Below are 15,853 nucleotides of genomic sequence, written 5' to 3'. Positions count from 1 at the left end.
TTGCTGTAGTTGGAAATAGATACTCCCTGTTTTTTCAATCTTAAAGAATTAATTTGTTAAATCTTTGTCATGATCAAGTATATCTATATAAGTATATTTTAATTTCCCCACATGTTTAAAGCAGATTAATTCAGGTATTCATTAGGTTGCAGGATTAGGTATATCAAATTTTTAAGTTGGACTTATATAGTTTTTTATGGATTCGTAAATAAATATTATTAAGTCTTTCTCTTCAAGCATTTTATTAATCTAACACTCTACCAAATCCCTATGATGTGTAAATATAAGCCCAATAAACCTAAACACTAATCCTGTCTCATTACTTCTATCCTAAAAAGCATTTTTTGAGCCAAGTAACACTGTAAAAGTTTTGAAGATGATTTTTAAATCAAACGAGAAACTTCGTTTCCGAATATATTCTAAGTCCATTTCAACCATTTCTTCAAAACCAACACTATTCCTCGCACTTGCTTGCCAAATACCTGTACATCCAGGAGTAACCAATAACCTTTGCATATGATAGTTTGTATATTCTTTAACCTCGCGTGGTAGAGGTGGTCTTGGTCCAACTAAACTCATATCTCCTTTTAGCACATTGAATAACTGCGGAAGTTCATCGATGCTTGTCTTCCGAATAAACTTTCCAACCTTTGTAATTCGTGGATCATCCTTCATTTTAAACATGGCACCGTCTACTTCATTATACTTTAGTAGTTCTTCGAGCTTTGCCTCAGCATCAGTCACCATAGAACGAAACTTATACATTTTAAATTCTTTTCCATTTTTCCCAACCCTTTTTTGTGAAAAAAAGACCGGTCCTTTAGGATCCTCAAGTTTGATTAAAAGCGCTACAATGAAAAATAGGATGCTTAAGGCAACTAAACCAACTAAGACACCTAAAATATCTAAAGTTCTCTTTGAAATACTATATAGTGCCCTCTTTTCAACTGTAATTGCTATTTCTTCTGTAGGAGCAGTTATTGCATTAGATTTTGCGAAGTCAGACATTCCAAGTACGCTCCTCTCCTCTATAAGCTAATTTTCTTATGTTCTATTAATTTTTCCATTAGCTCAAATAGTGGTTCCTTCAGATCTTCATGCCTTAATGCAAATTCAATCGTAGTCTGAATAAATCCGAACTTCTCACCTACATCATAGCGAGTTCCCTCAAAATCATAGGCATATACTGATTGTTTTTTATTTAAATGCTGAATCGCATCAGTTAACTGAATTTCTCCACCAGCACCTGTTTCTTGATTTTCCAAAATTTCAAAGATTTCTGGAGTTAATACATATCTCCCCATAATTGCTAGATTAGATGGCGCAGTTCCTTTAGCGGGCTTTTCTACAAAACGATTTACTTTATATAGATTCCCATCTTTCTCCAAAGGTTCTATTATTCCATATCGGTGTGTCTGATCATCTGCAACGGTTTGTACACCAATAACTGACACTCCTGTTTTCTCATACTCATTAGTAAGCTGTTTTAAACAAGGTGTTTCAGCTTCTACAATATCATCACCAAGTAATACCGCAAAAGGCTCATCTCCAATGAACTTTCTCGCACACCAAATTGCATGACCAAGTCCTTTTGGTTCCTTCTGACGAATGTAATGAAGATTAATTTTTGATGACTGTTTTACTTTTTCTAAAAGATCATACTTCCCTTTTTCAATCAAGTTCTGTTCAAGTTCAAAGTTATGATCAAAGTGATCCTCTATCGCACGTTTACCTTTACCTGTTACGATAATAATATCTTCAATTCCCGATTGAATTGCTTCTTCAATAATATATTGAATCGTTGGTTTATCCACAATTGGTAGCATTTCTTTTGGCATTGCTTTTGTTGCTGGTAAAAAACGTGTTCCTAATCCTGCCGCCGGAATAATGGCTTTTTTTACCTTTTTCAATTTAAGTCCCCCAATTTATTTAACATTAAGTAATTTAATATTTTTAACTGATGGTCTTCCCATAGAATGATATTCTAAATTATAATTTTCGACCGTTTTAATATCGTAACAATTCCGACCATCGAATATGACTGGTTGTTTCATATTGTCTTCAAAAGATTGTAGGTCTAACTCTTTAAATTCATCCCATTCTGTTAAAATCAATGCAACGTCCGCATCTTTTAAAGCATCAATTGCATTCGATGCATAATTAACTTGTGAATCTATTATTTTTTTAGCATTTTCCATTGCAACTGGATCATACGCAACCACGTTTGCTCCATTGTTAACTAAATGCTTTGTAATCACAATTGAAGCTGCTTCTCTCATGTCATCTGTATTCGGCTTAAATGCTAATCCTAAAATAGCAACCTTCTTCCCTGCTAAACCTTCAAATCGTTCATCTAATTTATTTAGTAGCATTTCTTGTTGCTTTTGATTAACACGAATAACGCCTTTTAATAATTCAAAATCATATTCTACGTTACCTGCAATTTGTACAAGTGCCTTTGTATCTTTAGGGAAACAAGAACCACCATAACCAATCCCGGCATTTAAGAATCGTGAACCAATTCTACTATCTTGTCCCATACCATTTGCAACATCTTCTACATTCGCTCCAACTTTTTCACAAATATTTGAAATTTCATTAATGAAACTAATTTTAGTTGCAAGAAATGCATTTGCAGCGTATTTAATCATTTCAGCACTACGAATATCTGTTTTAAATACAGGGAGACCAAACGGTTTATTGATTTCTTCTATTATATTAGCCGCATGTTCATTATCTGCTCCAACTACTATTCTGTCTCCATGAAAAGTATCATATATTGCAGCGCCCTCACGTAAAAACTCAGGGTTTGATACAATGTCAACATCCACTTTGTTAACAAGATTATTTTGAATGACTCCTTTAATCCAGTCGTTCGTTCCTACAGGAACAGTACTTTTAGTGACTACAACCACATCTCTTTCAATATGAGTAGCAATATCCTTCGCTACTTGCTCGATAAATGAAAGATTGGCTGAACCATCTTCTTTTTCTGGTGTACCAACAGCTATATAGATAACATCTGAACCAGCAAATCCTTCTTTATAATCAGTTGTAAAAAATAAACGGTTTTCCTCAATATTTCTTTTCATTAACTCATCAAGACCCGGTTCATATATAGGAGACACACCAGCACGCATTTTATTTACTTTACTTTGATCAATATCAATACAAGTTACTGTATGTCCAATCTCAGATAAACATGTACCTGTAACTAAACCAACATAGCCAGTACCAACTACTGTGACTTTCATTTTAATTCACCTCTTCTAATGTATTTTTATATAAGTAAAATTACCTTCTTTTTATCGCTCATTAATTTGAAATATTTTTTGATAAATTGCACATTTTTATATAAATAATAGAAATTAAACAATTAGCTTGCAGTTACCAAAATGTACTAGTTTTTGTTAATTATAAAAAGATAGTAAAATAGTATATGTTAAAAAATATAAGAATATTTTAGGTTATCTCACACAAAGCCCCATCCTTGCATTTGTTAGTTTGCTCATTTACTTTCTACAAGAAGGGTGCTCTTTTTCTATTTCTGCTAATTAATCAATACAGTTAATAAGGTATCATAATTTTTAGCTAATCATTTAAAATATAACACCCTACCCTTAAAGCCCGCTTATCTACAAAAAGCTCCCCACAGTATGACCAAGTGCCTCCATTGATAGCGGTAAAGAGACATCACCATTCGCTACAATCAGAAAATTCCAAACAGCTTCTTTCTACGAACACGCTCAGGATCTAGCTTGTAAATAGATTTTCCGCTAATAATGGAATAGACTGTTTCCTGAAATAGGTAATGCACATCTGTTCCAAATTCCTTTTGCAACACATCGTACGCTTCTCTTAACTTAAAAGAGCGATTCGTCGTATTATGGGCATCGGATGCAATCATATGAGTAAGGTTGTGCTCAATCAGCTGCATGGAAAATTTTTTAATTTTCTTCCCAAATCCTCCTATTAGACTGGCCGCCGTTACTTGTGACAGTGCGCCCTTGTTAATTAAATCATATAGAAGATGTGGTCGTTCGATGATTTCTGAGTTCCGTTCTGGATGTGCGATGATGGGGACGAGACCCTTAAGCTGTATATCGTACAATAAAGCTTCTGCATATCGTGGTACATGATTAGATGGAAATTCTACTAGGACATACTTTCCAGTTTCGTTTTTTGTGAGAATTGTACCAGAGTCATAGTCTTGTATAAATTCACCGTATAAACGAATTTCTTGTCCGGGTAAAATTTTGATGGAGATGTCTTGTTCTTTTAGTACTGCATTTAGTTCATTTACCTTCTGAAGAATAATTTTTCTCTCATTATAATATTTCCCATTTTGATGGTGAGGAGTTGCGACGATTGTATGAATCCCCTGAAGGGCAGCTTCCTTTGCCATCTGCAAGCTCTCTTCCATTGTTTCTGGACCATCATCAATTCCAGGCAAGATATGACAGTGCAAATCAATCATCGCAGCTCACTCCTTTTTCTCAATTTATTTCGTACCGTAATAGTAATAATAGTTACTATCTTCTTGTTGCTTTGCATTTAGGACAACACCAAGTAATTTTCCTTTTGCATTTGCTAGCAACCCTTTTGCCTTTAGTGCATCTTCTTTTTCTGTATGATTGCTGCGCACAACAAGCACAATTCCATCACATTTATTTGCAAGCACCTGTGCATCCGTAACTGCTAATACAGGCGGTGTATCAATGATAATTAGGTCATAGGACTCATATGCTTGTTCAATTAATTCTTCCATCCTGATAGATCCTAACAATTCCGCAGGATTCGGTGGAACAGCACCAGCTGGCAAAAAGTCTAGGTTTTCTACATCTGTTTCACGTACACATGATTCAAGCTTACTCTGTTTAGATAATACACTTGTTAAACCAAGGGTGTTTTCTGTACGGAACATCGTGTGCATAGATGGCTTACGCATATCCGCATCAATTAGCAATACTTTTTTTCCCTGCTGCGCAAACACTACAGCAAGATTGGCTGTTGTTGTTGTTTTCCCTTCTGACGGATTGGATGATGTCACGATGAAGGAACGTACATCTGTGTCCACTGATGCAAACTGAATATTTGTTCGAATGTTTCTATATTGCTCAGAAATCGGGGATTTCGGTTCGCTATGGGCAATTAATTGACGGATTGTTTGTTGAATTTTTTTCTTAAGACCCAATTGTCTGCTCCCTCACTTTCGCTATAGCTGCCGCAGCGGCCTTCTTTTCTTCCATTTTTGTAACAACTCCAAGAACTGGTAATTCAAGAATTTTTTCTATATCTTGCTCTCGTTTGATAGTGTTATCGAAGTATTCCAATAAGAATGCCAAACCTATAGACACCATTAACCCTATTACAAACGCAATCACAATATTTAACATTGGTTGAGGCTTAATAGGAGATTGGTCTTTCGTTACTTCTGCCGTTGACAAAACCGAAACATTGTCAACACTCATAATTTTTGCAACCTCTTCTTTAAATACTGCTGCTGTTGTGTTGGCAATATCTCTCGCTAGTTCAGGCTTTGCATCCTGCACCGTAACAGAAAACACTTGAGAATCCGTTGCACTTGCTACATTAATTTTGTTAGTAAGCTCCTGAACAGACATATCTAGATTCAATTGCTTTTTCACTTGATCCAAAATAGCAGGACTCTTAATAATAACACTGTACGTATTAACTAATTGAAGGTTCGTCTGAACCTCATTATATTGAACAATAGAGTTATCTGCCTTCTTCTGATTTACAAGAATCTGTGTAGAAGATTGGTAGATAGGGGTAATAAAATAAAAACTTACAATGGCGCTTGCTAAAACTGCTGTAAAGGTAACAGCTAGAATCATTAACAATCGTTTTCGCAAAATCTGAAATAACTCTTTTAAGCTAATAGTTTCTTCCATGGGTGGCCTCCCGTTTCCTTGTAATATATTGTCAAAACTTTATGAACGTTTTGTGAATTAAATAATATTTACTGTGAAATATAGTATTTTCTTATTACAGCATCACAGTGAACTTGTACCACCTTACTCACATAGAATATAATACATAGATTCCCTACTTCTTACAAGGAGAAAAATGTAAAACTTTTCACATTTTTGTAACCTTTTGTACTCTCTTGTTCCATAAAGAGAATAAGTATGGTATCTAATTCTATAGACATTATAGAAATAAACCTAAATGAATGAAATAAAAACTATATAAATCTTTATATAATTATTCCATCAGGGTATTCAAACAAAAAAAAGCTCTCGCTGTAAGCTTACCTACAAAATAATACAACCTATCTAATTTTTCTACAACCTAAAACATTAAATTTCCGCTATTTTACATTCACTAATCCTCAAACCAGAAGACCACCCATGACAAAGTAACAACAGCCCGTAATGAGTACGCTTTTATCATAAATTGATCACGAAATAGATTACCATTCACTTGTAGGATCAGCCACTTATCAGTTAAGATCGGATTTTTTAACAACATGAACGAAACAGACAGCATATGCCGTCTGTTTCGTGATTATATGCTTGTAAGTCAACTTGTTTCAAGAAGTTTCAAGGCTTACTTTAATGTGGCCGGAGGAAGAAGTCAGCAAAGCCAAGCTTATCAATCATCATATTGTTTTGAATACAAACGGACAATGTGTTCACAGATTGTGTTAAATCGGACTAGGACATAATCTGTGCTCTGATGATTCGAAGTGTTTCTGTTTCAGCTTGACATTTTATTAACGCAGAGAAGTCATTCTTAATTATTTTTTATACTATATAATAGAAGAAAACGCATACAAACTTCTTTTTAAAGAAAGACTAAGGAACGTCTTAGACGTTCCTTACCGGTGATTTTTATTATCCTAAAGAAAATAAACTTTAGCTTCTATTTCGATCTCCCATCTCCACTAGCAACCGCCTTCTCTTTTCTAATCCCCCGCAAATAGATACTAATCCTACTTTCATTCCTGTGCACTATATAATAGAAGAAAACGCATACAATTTCTCTTTATAGAAAGACTAAGGAACGTCTTAGACGTTCCTTACCGGTGATTTTTATTGTCCTACAGCAAACGTAATCTCAGCTTCCATAGCGGTTTCTCCGTCTACAGTAGCAAGCACCTTCCCTTTACCAATACCCCTGCGGATAGATACTAATTCCACTTCCATAATAAGTGTATCGCCAGGTCGAACTTGGCGCTTCCATCTACATTTTTCAACTCCAGCGAAGAACGCGATTTTACCGGCATACTCCGGCATCGATAGAAGGGCAACCGCCCCTGTCTGTGCGCAAGCTTCCAAAGTTAGCACGCCAGGGAATACAGCATAATTAGGAAAATGACCATTAAAAACTTCTTCATTAGCTGTAATATTCTTCTTCCCGACAGCTCGTTTTCCCGGCTCCAATTCCTCAATCGAATCTATAAGCAAAAAAGGATAGCGATGCGGAATAATCTCTTTGATTTGCTCAATGTTAAGTTTCATTTATTACACTCCTCTTAAATTTATTTCCCTCAAAAGATTTTTCTTTTACCTAATTATACAATAACAATAAAAAAATTAAATTTCCACTCAGTTCTCAGATCCAGCGTATGTCAAAAAACTACCATGAAATAAAAGCTGCTTGCGTAATCCTCCCGTCTTACTTATTAGGATAGAAAATTGATTTCTCTAAAAAATCAAGTCGTCCCAAAAGGTCATTAAAACGACATTTTAGGATGATAAGGAGGATGACCTCCTTCAGGATAAAGGGAATTCAAAAGTGTGAGTGTCCTATTTTCTACCGCCATATCAACGATGCGGCACAAATGCTTCGTTGGAATTAAGATGCCAATATCCCCATTAGTAGTCCAATTGTTCTGTGTTATACTCAACAATTATAAGAGAATCCTTTCTTTTCTGTGAGTGTTGCTTGTGGTGACCAAATTATATTCAGAAATAAAGGATTTTCTTATTTTTATGTACAAAAGAGGATGTCTTCAAAAGATAACGCTATGCGCTACCTTTTGGACATCCTCTTTTTTAAGTGTAAGTGTAACTACGCCTTTGTCTTCACCTAAAGGCTCACCAATCAGCAAGTTTTCTATATTATTCTTGTACAACAGATTCCCTTTTCACTATTTCTTCCATAAATTTCAAAAGAGAGCCCTTTAAGTCCTCTTGTTGCAGTGCAAACTCAATTGTTGTTTCAATAAAACCAAGCTTTTCTCCTACATCGTAGCGCTTTCCTTCAAAGTCATAAGCAAATACTTTTTGAATTTCATTGAGCTTCTGAATGGCATCTGTCAACTGGATTTCTCCGCCTGCTCCTATTTGCTGTTGCTCGAGGAACATGAAGATTTCTGGGGTCAAGATGTAGCGACCCATGATTGCCAGATTAGATGGTGCAGTTCCTGGATTCGGTTTTTCTACAAAATTGCGTACTTGATAACGTCTGCCATTGCTGTCCAACGGGTCAATAATCCCATAGCGATGAGCTTCATTATCTGGTACTGTTTGGACGCCAATAACAGATGAGCGTGTTGCTTCATATTGATCGATTAGCTGGCGAAGGCAAGGTGTTTCAGCTTGTACAATGTCGTCTCCCAAAAGTACTGCAAATGGCTCGTTGCCAATAAATTTCCGGGCACACCATACTGCATGACCTAATCCTTGCGGTTCCTTCTGACGGATATAGTGGATGTCTACCAATTTAGCTGAGGCTTGTACCTTTTCTAGTAGTTCGAGCTTTTGCTTTTCTAATAGATTTTGCTCCAGCTCAAATGCATGGTCAAAATGATCCTCGATAGAACGTTTCCCCTTGCCTGTTACAATGATGATATCTTCAATCCCTGATTCGATTGCCTCTTCTACAATATACTGAATAGTTGGTTTATCTACGATTGGTAGCATTTCTTTCGGCATCGCCTTTGTTGCCGGTAGAAATCTTGTTCCCAAACCAGCTGCGGGAATAATGGCTTTTTTTACTCTCATCGTAAAATCTCCTTATATAAATTTATGTTTTCTTAACTAAAATAAAATACTAGAACTTTTCATTTTCATAAAACCCAATATTATCCATATAACTTTTATACAGCATTTCTTTATCACAAGTATCTATTAGTAAAGAAAACTCGCCGATTGGCCAGCCCTGCTCCTGGACGAAAACAGGGGCGTAGTTGAACCTATACTGTATTTCTAAAGTTTCCTACTACATTGAAACTACTTCCATCTGGAAATTCATACCTTCTCATATTGTAAAAAATGAGCTATACATTCTTTTTTGTTTTTCTCATAAAAGTACGAAATTATGGCTCGAACGATACGCTTGGCAGCATAACCGTCTCCATATGGATTTGATGCTTTTGCCATCCTGTTGTACTCATCTATATTGGTAAGTAGTTCATTGACTAAATAGACTATATTTTCTTCGTCTGTTCCTGCAAGTTTTAAAGTCCCCGATTCAATTCCTTCTGGGCGCTCCGTCGTATCACGAAGAACTAATACAGGTATACCTAAAGAAGGGGCCTCTTCCTGCACGCCGCCAGAATCAGTTAAGATGAGGTGAGAACGGGCAGCAAAGTTATGGAAATCGATCACATCCAATGGTTCAATTAAATGAATTCTTTGATGATCACTAAGAACCTCATTTGCAATCTCTCTAATAACAGGATTCATATGTACGGGATAAATCACTTGGACATCCTCGTGTGTATCTAGTAAGCGCTTAACAGCACGGAATATATTTTTCATCGGCTCACCTAAGTTTTCCCGGCGGTGTACCGTCATTAAAATAAAGCGATTATTCCCTACCCTATTAAGAATGGGATGGGAATACCCTTCTTTCACAGTGGTTCGTAAAGCATCAATTGCCGTATTTCCGGTAATATAAATACAGTCTTCTCGCTTTCCTTCATGCAGCAAGTTTGCTGCAGATTTAGAGGTTGGAGCAAAGTGCAAATCTGCAAGTACACCTGTAAGCTGCCGATTCATTTCTTCCGGATGGGGGGATTGCTTGTTCCATGTACGTAAACCGGCTTCCACATGCCCCACAGGAATTTGATTATAGAATGCAGCAAGGCTGGCAGTAAAGGTTGTGGTTGTGTCACCGTGAACAAGAACAAGATCCGGCTTCGCTTCTTTCATTACTTGATCTAAACCTTCTAATCCTCTTGTTGTTACATCAAGTAAGGTTTGTCGAGCCTTCATAATGTTAAGATCATAGTCGGGAATAATATGAAAGGTATCCAAAACCTGATCAAGCATTTGGCGATGTTGGGCTGTGACTGCCACAATCGACTCAATTTTATTTGAATTCTTCTGCAGTTCAAGAAGAAGGGGTGCCAGTTTAATAGCTTCTGGTCTCGTCCCAAAAATTGTCATAACTTTAATTCTTTTACCCATATACTCTCCCCAATTAACCCAATAAGTTCATAACCTTATGATTCCCAATTGCAACAATAACTTTCCATTCTAATTGCGACAACCTGGCTTTTACAACCAAGTCAAAAACAAATTATATCGCAGCTACAATAGGAGTTTACACTAAAATTAGTTTTCAACATAAAGAGGCATTTGTATTTCTGCTACAGAGGAAGTATGATTAAACAATGTAACATATACAGACGCCCTTCAATTCTATCAATATTCTACTAAATTTACCAGAATTAAATAGTTATATGCTTCGATTCACTATCCATATATAGTTCATACTATGATAAAATTCTGTTATAAGGATATAGAGAACAATTCTATAGCCCTGCCTGTTACGTTAAACAAAAGGAGATTTATCAATATGAGGCTACAGACCACTACTATATTTGATATCCCGTTTTCTTCTATGACGATGGAAGAGACTATCATATACATAACAAAGCAGCTACACGATCGTCAGGATGTCTTTCATATCGTGACAGCAAATCCTGAGATTGTGATGTACACAAAGAGAGATCTGCGCTTTAAGACGGCAGTGAAGAAAGCAGATTTAATTACACCGGATGGAGTTGGATTAATTAAAGCTAGCAAACTATTAGGAAAGCCCATCGCAGAACGAGTGACAGGGTTTGATATGATGAATAATTGGTTCACCCATCTTTCAGAGCAAGAAACTACTGTTTCTGTTTTTCTACTTGGTGCTAGACAGCATGTAGCAGAGAAAGCAGGCCGAACAATCACTTCTAAACACCCGAATATAACACTAGCTGGCTGCCATCATGGCTATTTCAAGAAGGAAGACACAGCTCAGATTGTTGAGCAAATCCAAAAGGCTAAGCCTGATATTCTTCTTGTTGCACTTGGCTTTCCCAGGCAGGAGTTTTTTATCCAGACATATAAGGATCAACTACAGGTGAAGGTTGCTGTGGGGGTTGGGGGAAGCTTCGATGTATGGGCTGGGGAAGTACAGCGTGCTCCAAAATGGATTCGCCGCATTAATCTAGAATGGTTCTATCGTTTATGTATGGAACCATCACGTTTTCATCGCCAACTCGTTCTTATAGACTTTGTAAAAGATGTCTTTCGTGAGTGGAGAGAAATTAAAGCAAAGAAAACAAGCAGCAATTTGTAAAGAGAGCTACTTGTTTTTATTTAGACACATATATTGTGTTGTATATCCGTAATTATTGTGCTGCATGTAACCATAGCTGAGCTTCATGGAGGAGAATTTGCTCCGTTTCTTCACATCGTTCTTGTATAAACGGACAAGCTAGTGCATCTTCAGACGCATAAATACTTTGAAGCAGCAGCTCAGCTCCTCCATTTTGGATAACCGCCTTCAGAGTAACAACATCCTCTACATCTGAAAAGTGATGGTTATCATTCCAACCTTGGATTTTAAACTGAAAATAGGGAAAACCTTCTTCATTAATACCGGCTGTAAGTTCACCATTTTTTGTATAGTTCCAGGTTCTCATACAATTTGCCTCCTCATCCTCTGCCTATCTCAAAGGTCAGCCGCTCTTTAGATTTAAAACATGGATTATGGCTTTTTCTCCAATACAATCTTACCTCTTTTTTGTTAAGTGGATGTTTTATTTTGTAAAGAGAAATTGAACTTATTATGAGTTTTTTGTAAAGAAGTCCCATACTCAATTATTTTTTGCGCTTTAAGGATAAAGTTTAAGTGTAACTACGCTTCCATCTTCGCCAATCGGCGAGTTTTCTTTACTATAAAAAAGCAAAGCCCCTTTCTCCTGAGACTGAGATAAGGGGGTTGCATTTTACTCTATTAAACTGATGGAGATTTGCTCCATGGTAGAATCCTTTGTGGCAGAAACAACAAGGTTATACTGATCCGAACGAGCAACCCAAGCTAGGAAGATATCACTCTGCAACTGCGCTGGCTTCCATTCCTTTAACATGTCCACCGAAAGAGAGGATTCCTCGATATTACTTCTAATTGCCTTTTCTTGCTTATTGTATAGAACGGATAGATTTGGATACTGAACGAGGGTTCCTGCCGGGAGCTCCTCCACCTTCAGTGGTTCCTCTAGCAGCTTCTCAACATCTTTCCGGTTGTTCCCTAATATGGATGCTGCCTGATTGATGATTGTCTCCTTACCTGTAGCTTCACCTAATTCCTTTACTGTATCCTCATATGATAATACATTCTCAGCAGGAATAGTCTCGGTTATGGTTTCGCTAATCCATCCTTCTGTACCATCGTCATATTGGATTTTGTACCAAACACCATTCTGTTTATCTTTTTTTGTCTCTCTTACTACAAATGATTGTCCAAACTGTAGTGTGTCTATTTGCTCGCCTTCCGTATTTGGAGTCTCTCGTACACGAGCTACCGGGACATTGACATATCGAATTGGGATATCCCTCACAACTTCTTTCTCAGCCCCATTCATAACATTTTCTTGTGGGGATTTATTCACCTGTTTGGGAGCTACAAGATTGTCCTTCTTCGCATACACGATCATACCTGCGGTAAGAGCAACTGTAATAAACAAAAGCGGAATAATGTACTTTATTCTTTTCCGTCTTATCGTTTGTTTCGGCTCCTCAAGCTGCATCGCCTCTCCCGCTTGCTTGCGCATTGCTTCTTCCTTAAACTTTCGCTGCTCTTTCTTGCTCATGGCACGGTACTCTTTGAGGAATGCCTCGTATTTTGGAAGAACTTCTTGCACAGTATCGTATGCTCTCACTTCTCCATATTCAAGCCATAATACTTTTGTACAAAACTTTTTTATCTGAGCTAGAGAATGGCTAACAAAAAAGATTGTCTTTCCCTGCTCCTTGAATTCGTTCATTTTCTTTAAACATTTATCCGCAAAGGTTTGGTCACCGACGGAGAGAGCTTCATCAACGACGAGAATATCTGGATTAATATTAACTGAAATAGCAAAGCCTAAGCGGGATTTCATACCGCTTGAGTACTTCTTAACAGGCATATCAATAAATTTACCGATATCCGCAAATTCAATAATATCAGGTTTAATCTTATCAATTTGTTCCTTGCTTAATCCCATCATTAAGCATTTCAGTTCGATATTTTCACGCCCTGTGAGCTGATTATTCATACCTGCTGCAATAGCAATAAGCGAGACCTGGCCCTGAGTTTCAATTGTACCCGATGTCGGCATAGTAATGCCGGAAATTAAATTAGATATGGTTGACTTTCCAGAACCATTCACACCGATAAGCCCTACTACATCCCCCGGCTTTGTTTCAAAATTGATGTTCCGAAGAGCATAGAAATCCTCACCGTATCCTCCTGGATATAGGAGATCCTTTAGTTTATCAGAACTTGTACTATGCATTTTAAACTTTTTTGTTACATCTTGGAGTTTGACTGAATAGTCCATAATTTATAACCTCATTACAGATAGTCTACAAAGTATCTTCTAAACTTTATATGCAGCGCAGAGCCAATGCACAACATGACTAGCACAACTGCCCAGAAATATAGTGTGTACGTGCCTTCTTCAAAAAACCACCCTGTCCCTAACAAAGCATATCGATACCCTTCCACTATGTAATACATAGGGTTAAGCTTCATGAGCATTTGCAGCTTCGGCGAGAATTTTTCAGGCGTCCATAAAATAGGCGTTAAGTATAGCATCATTCTCATAACAGATTGAACAATCATCTGTATATCCCTTACAACGGTCGTTAATGTTGAAGTGATTAATGACAGTGAGAAAACAAACATCACTGCTGCAAATATATAATATGGCAGTTGGAGATAATGAAGAGAAATTCCCTGACCCGTAAGCAAAAACCCAATTGTAATAACAGCAAGCAGGGCAAGATGTTGATACAGAAGGGACAAAATAACATGGCTCGGTATGACGCTCATCGGAAAGTTCATTTTTGAGATGATACCTAGTCTTGTATAGATAGATTTCGATGATTGTGGAATCGCAGCGTTTAAGAAAAACCATACCAATAATCCTGCTGATAGCCAGTATACAAACGGAACACCGTCAACACCTTTTCCGCCTCGGATTCCAAATCCGAAAACAAACCAGTAAATACTCAATTGGATCAAGGGATTAATAATCTCCCAAAGCATTCCCAAATAATTATTGTTATTTGTAATTTTAAGTTGGTACAAGGATAATCGCTGAATCAAATAAAAACTCTTCACTTGTTCCCGGAGTACTGTAATTGTTGCATTCATCTATCTTATGCCTTTCTAAAAAAGATTTGCTCTGCAGCCCGTTTGGAGGAGTTACCATCCTCTAAATAACAATAACCATTATAGAAGCGCTTGTATTTTTCTTCAAATTCACACAGCCCGTTCTTTTCATACTCTCTTATTGCTTCTAATACTTGTTCTGTTGTTTCTATAACAGGACCAGGTGCCTCCTTCTCTAAATCAAAGTAGAATCCGCGCAGTTTATCTCGGTAGGATTCGATATCATATGCGTAAAAGATAATAGGTCTCTTTAGGTTTGCATAATCAAAGAAAACAGAAGAATAATCTGTTATGAGTAAATCCGACAATAAGTAAATTTCATTGATATCCGCAACATGGGAGAAATCAAAAGCAAACCCTTTAAAGCCTGTAATATCCATTTGCTCGACAACCAAATAGTGCATGCGCAGTAAAATGATATACTGATCCCCTAATTCTTTCTGCAGAAGAGCTAAATCAAGCTGCAAATCAAATTTATATTGCCCTTTTCCATAAAACTGATCATCTCTCCATGTAGGAGCATATAAGATCACCTTTTTATCCTTAGGGAGTCCATATTGCTCCTTTAAAGAGTCGATATACTGGGAATGATTTTTTTGATACAACACATCATTTCGAGGATATCCAGACTCAATCATTTCCTTTTCAAATTGAAAAGCTCTCTTGAAAATAGCGGTAGAGTATGAGTTAGGGGAGAGAAGATAATCCCAACTTCTTGATTCCTTATAGAAATTCTCTTTATACTTTTCCGTAGTTGTTCCAGGCATATGCACCTCTTCCATATCTGCAGCAAGTTTCTTTAGAGGGGTTCCATGCCACGTTTGAACATATATAGTATGTTTAGGCTTTGGAATCCACAAAGGCATCCTGCTATTGGTAATCCAGTAAGACGCACGCGCCATTAAACAAAACCAACGAAGAGAAAAACGCTGTACATATGGAATGTTCTGCTGTTCAAATTGCTTTGTATACCGTTTATCCACACTCCAAATAAGCTCGAAGCCAAAATGATTTTCCTGCAAATACTCATAGAGCGCCCTTGGATTACAGCTATATTGCTTCCCTAAATAACTTTCAAACATAACGAGATTATTTTTACGAGGAAGCCAAGTGCAAGCTTTAAACAAACATTTGAATAAAATTTGAATAATGTAGAGACTTTTAATCCTTTTGACAACATTCATAACATTATACACCTTTAGATAAATTTTGTAGAAACCGCAAA

General features: G+C 36.9%; 15 protein-coding genes. 1 reads left to right on the top strand and 14 read right to left on the bottom strand.

Annotated features, from left to right (window positions below; genetic code table 11):
* Positions 1-330: 330 nt before the first annotated feature.
* The 10 genes from EP737_RS08645 to wecB all read right to left on the bottom strand — a co-directional run bounded on the left by EP737_RS08645 (position 331) and on the right by wecB (position 10,385).
* Positions 331-1,008 (bottom strand): sugar transferase, encoded by a 678-nt coding sequence (locus EP737_RS08645; RefSeq protein WP_129727567.1) that lies wholly within the window; start codon positions 1,006-1,008, stop codon positions 331-333.
* A 20-nt stretch (positions 1,009-1,028) separates the two neighbouring features.
* On the bottom strand, positions 1,029-1,910 hold the full coding sequence (galU, locus tag EP737_RS08640; protein ID WP_129727566.1) for a UTP--glucose-1-phosphate uridylyltransferase GalU: 882 nt from the start codon (positions 1,908-1,910) through the stop codon (positions 1,029-1,031).
* 15 nt (positions 1,911-1,925) lie between these two features.
* Positions 1,926-3,254: a UDP-glucose dehydrogenase family protein gene (locus tag EP737_RS08635; RefSeq protein ID WP_129727565.1), complete on the bottom strand. Its 1,329-nt coding sequence runs from the start codon at positions 3,252-3,254 to the stop codon at positions 1,926-1,928.
* A gap of 455 nt (positions 3,255-3,709) precedes the next feature.
* Entirely contained in the window at positions 3,710-4,477 is a 768-nt protein-coding gene (locus tag EP737_RS08630) for a tyrosine-protein phosphatase (protein WP_129727564.1), read from the bottom strand.
* A 24-nt stretch (positions 4,478-4,501) separates the two neighbouring features.
* Positions 4,502-5,194 carry a CpsD/CapB family tyrosine-protein kinase gene (locus EP737_RS08625; RefSeq protein ID WP_129727563.1) on the bottom strand — a complete coding sequence of 231 codons (693 nt, stop codon included), beginning with the start codon at positions 5,192-5,194 and terminating at the stop codon, positions 4,502-4,504.
* Positions 5,184-5,915, bottom strand: coding sequence for a YveK family protein (locus EP737_RS08620; RefSeq protein ID WP_129727562.1), 732 nt, complete (start codon positions 5,913-5,915; stop codon positions 5,184-5,186). The genes EP737_RS08625 and EP737_RS08620 overlap by 11 nt, the downstream gene beginning before the upstream one ends.
* A gap of 433 nt (positions 5,916-6,348) precedes the next feature.
* The gene (locus EP737_RS25980) at positions 6,349-6,495 is read right to left on the bottom strand and encodes a hypothetical protein (protein WP_205650904.1); all 147 of its coding nucleotides are present in this window, start codon (positions 6,493-6,495) and stop codon (positions 6,349-6,351) included.
* A gap of 563 nt (positions 6,496-7,058) precedes the next feature.
* Positions 7,059-7,487 carry a 3-hydroxyacyl-ACP dehydratase FabZ gene (gene fabZ / locus EP737_RS08615; RefSeq protein ID WP_129727561.1) on the bottom strand — a complete coding sequence of 143 codons (429 nt, stop codon included), beginning with the start codon at positions 7,485-7,487 and terminating at the stop codon, positions 7,059-7,061.
* A 603-nt stretch (positions 7,488-8,090) separates the two neighbouring features.
* On the bottom strand, positions 8,091-8,975 hold the full coding sequence (gene galU / locus EP737_RS08610; protein WP_129727560.1) for a UTP--glucose-1-phosphate uridylyltransferase GalU: 885 nt from the start codon (positions 8,973-8,975) through the stop codon (positions 8,091-8,093).
* Between the two features lie 246 nt (positions 8,976-9,221).
* Complete coding sequence (gene wecB, locus EP737_RS08605) at positions 9,222-10,385, bottom strand: non-hydrolyzing UDP-N-acetylglucosamine 2-epimerase (protein ID WP_129727559.1); 1,164 nt, start codon at positions 10,383-10,385, stop codon at positions 9,222-9,224.
* 391 nt (positions 10,386-10,776) lie between these two features.
* Between wecB and EP737_RS08600 the strand changes: the two genes are divergently transcribed.
* On the top strand, positions 10,777-11,547 hold the full coding sequence (locus tag EP737_RS08600) for a WecB/TagA/CpsF family glycosyltransferase (RefSeq protein ID WP_129727558.1): 771 nt from the start codon (positions 10,777-10,779) through the stop codon (positions 11,545-11,547).
* 52 nt (positions 11,548-11,599) lie between these two features.
* Here EP737_RS08600 and EP737_RS08595 read toward each other — a convergent pair whose 3' ends face one another.
* The 4 genes from EP737_RS08595 to EP737_RS08580 all read right to left on the bottom strand — a co-directional run bounded on the left by EP737_RS08595 (position 11,600) and on the right by EP737_RS08580 (position 15,812).
* Positions 11,600-11,893: a hypothetical protein gene (locus EP737_RS08595; protein WP_129727557.1), complete on the bottom strand. Its 294-nt coding sequence runs from the start codon at positions 11,891-11,893 to the stop codon at positions 11,600-11,602.
* A 306-nt stretch (positions 11,894-12,199) separates the two neighbouring features.
* Positions 12,200-13,792 carry a teichoic acids export ABC transporter ATP-binding subunit TagH gene (tagH, locus tag EP737_RS08590; protein WP_129727556.1) on the bottom strand — a complete coding sequence of 531 codons (1,593 nt, stop codon included), beginning with the start codon at positions 13,790-13,792 and terminating at the stop codon, positions 12,200-12,202.
* Between the two features lie 14 nt (positions 13,793-13,806).
* Positions 13,807-14,610: an ABC transporter permease gene (locus EP737_RS08585; RefSeq protein ID WP_129727555.1), complete on the bottom strand. Its 804-nt coding sequence runs from the start codon at positions 14,608-14,610 to the stop codon at positions 13,807-13,809.
* Positions 14,611-14,615: 5 nt separating this feature from the next.
* Complete coding sequence (locus tag EP737_RS08580; protein ID WP_129727554.1) at positions 14,616-15,812, bottom strand: CDP-glycerol glycerophosphotransferase family protein; 1,197 nt, start codon at positions 15,810-15,812, stop codon at positions 14,616-14,618.
* Between the last annotated feature and the right edge of the window lie 41 nt (positions 15,813-15,853).

This window comes from Ectobacillus funiculus, assembly GCF_004138295.1.
GTDB classification, from domain to species: domain Bacteria; phylum Bacillota; class Bacilli; order Bacillales; family Bacillaceae_G; genus Ectobacillus; species Ectobacillus funiculus.
This window is presented reverse-complemented; position numbering and strand designations above follow the sequence as displayed.

Coding starts and splice junctions, on each gene's coding strand:
- EP737_RS08630 (WP_129727564.1), bottom strand. CDS start 4,477: ATGATTGATTTGCACTGTCATATCTTGCCTGGAATTGATGATGGTCCA.
- EP737_RS08635 (WP_129727565.1), bottom strand. CDS start 3,254: ATGAAAGTCACAGTAGTTGGTACTGGCTATGTTGGTTTAGTTACAGGT.
- EP737_RS08585 (WP_129727555.1), bottom strand. CDS start 14,610: ATGAATGCAACAATTACAGTACTCCGGGAACAAGTGAAGAGTTTTTAT.
- fabZ (WP_129727561.1), bottom strand. CDS start 7,487: ATGAAACTTAACATTGAGCAAATCAAAGAGATTATTCCGCATCGCTAT.
- EP737_RS08620 (WP_129727562.1), bottom strand. CDS start 5,915: ATGGAAGAAACTATTAGCTTAAAAGAGTTATTTCAGATTTTGCGAAAA.
- EP737_RS08580 (WP_129727554.1), bottom strand. CDS start 15,812: ATGAATGTTGTCAAAAGGATTAAAAGTCTCTACATTATTCAAATTTTA.
- EP737_RS08600 (WP_129727558.1), top strand. CDS start 10,777: ATGAGGCTACAGACCACTACTATATTTGATATCCCGTTTTCTTCTATG.
- EP737_RS25980 (WP_205650904.1), bottom strand. CDS start 6,495: ATGTTGTTAAAAAATCCGATCTTAACTGATAAGTGGCTGATCCTACAA.
- wecB (WP_129727559.1), bottom strand. CDS start 10,385: ATGGGTAAAAGAATTAAAGTTATGACAATTTTTGGGACGAGACCAGAA.
- tagH (WP_129727556.1), bottom strand. CDS start 13,792: ATGGACTATTCAGTCAAACTCCAAGATGTAACAAAAAAGTTTAAAATG.
- galU (WP_129727560.1), bottom strand. CDS start 8,975: ATGAGAGTAAAAAAAGCCATTATTCCCGCAGCTGGTTTGGGAACAAGA.
- EP737_RS08645 (WP_129727567.1), bottom strand. CDS start 1,008: ATGTCTGACTTCGCAAAATCTAATGCAATAACTGCTCCTACAGAAGAA.
- EP737_RS08595 (WP_129727557.1), bottom strand. CDS start 11,893: ATGAGAACCTGGAACTATACAAAAAATGGTGAACTTACAGCCGGTATT.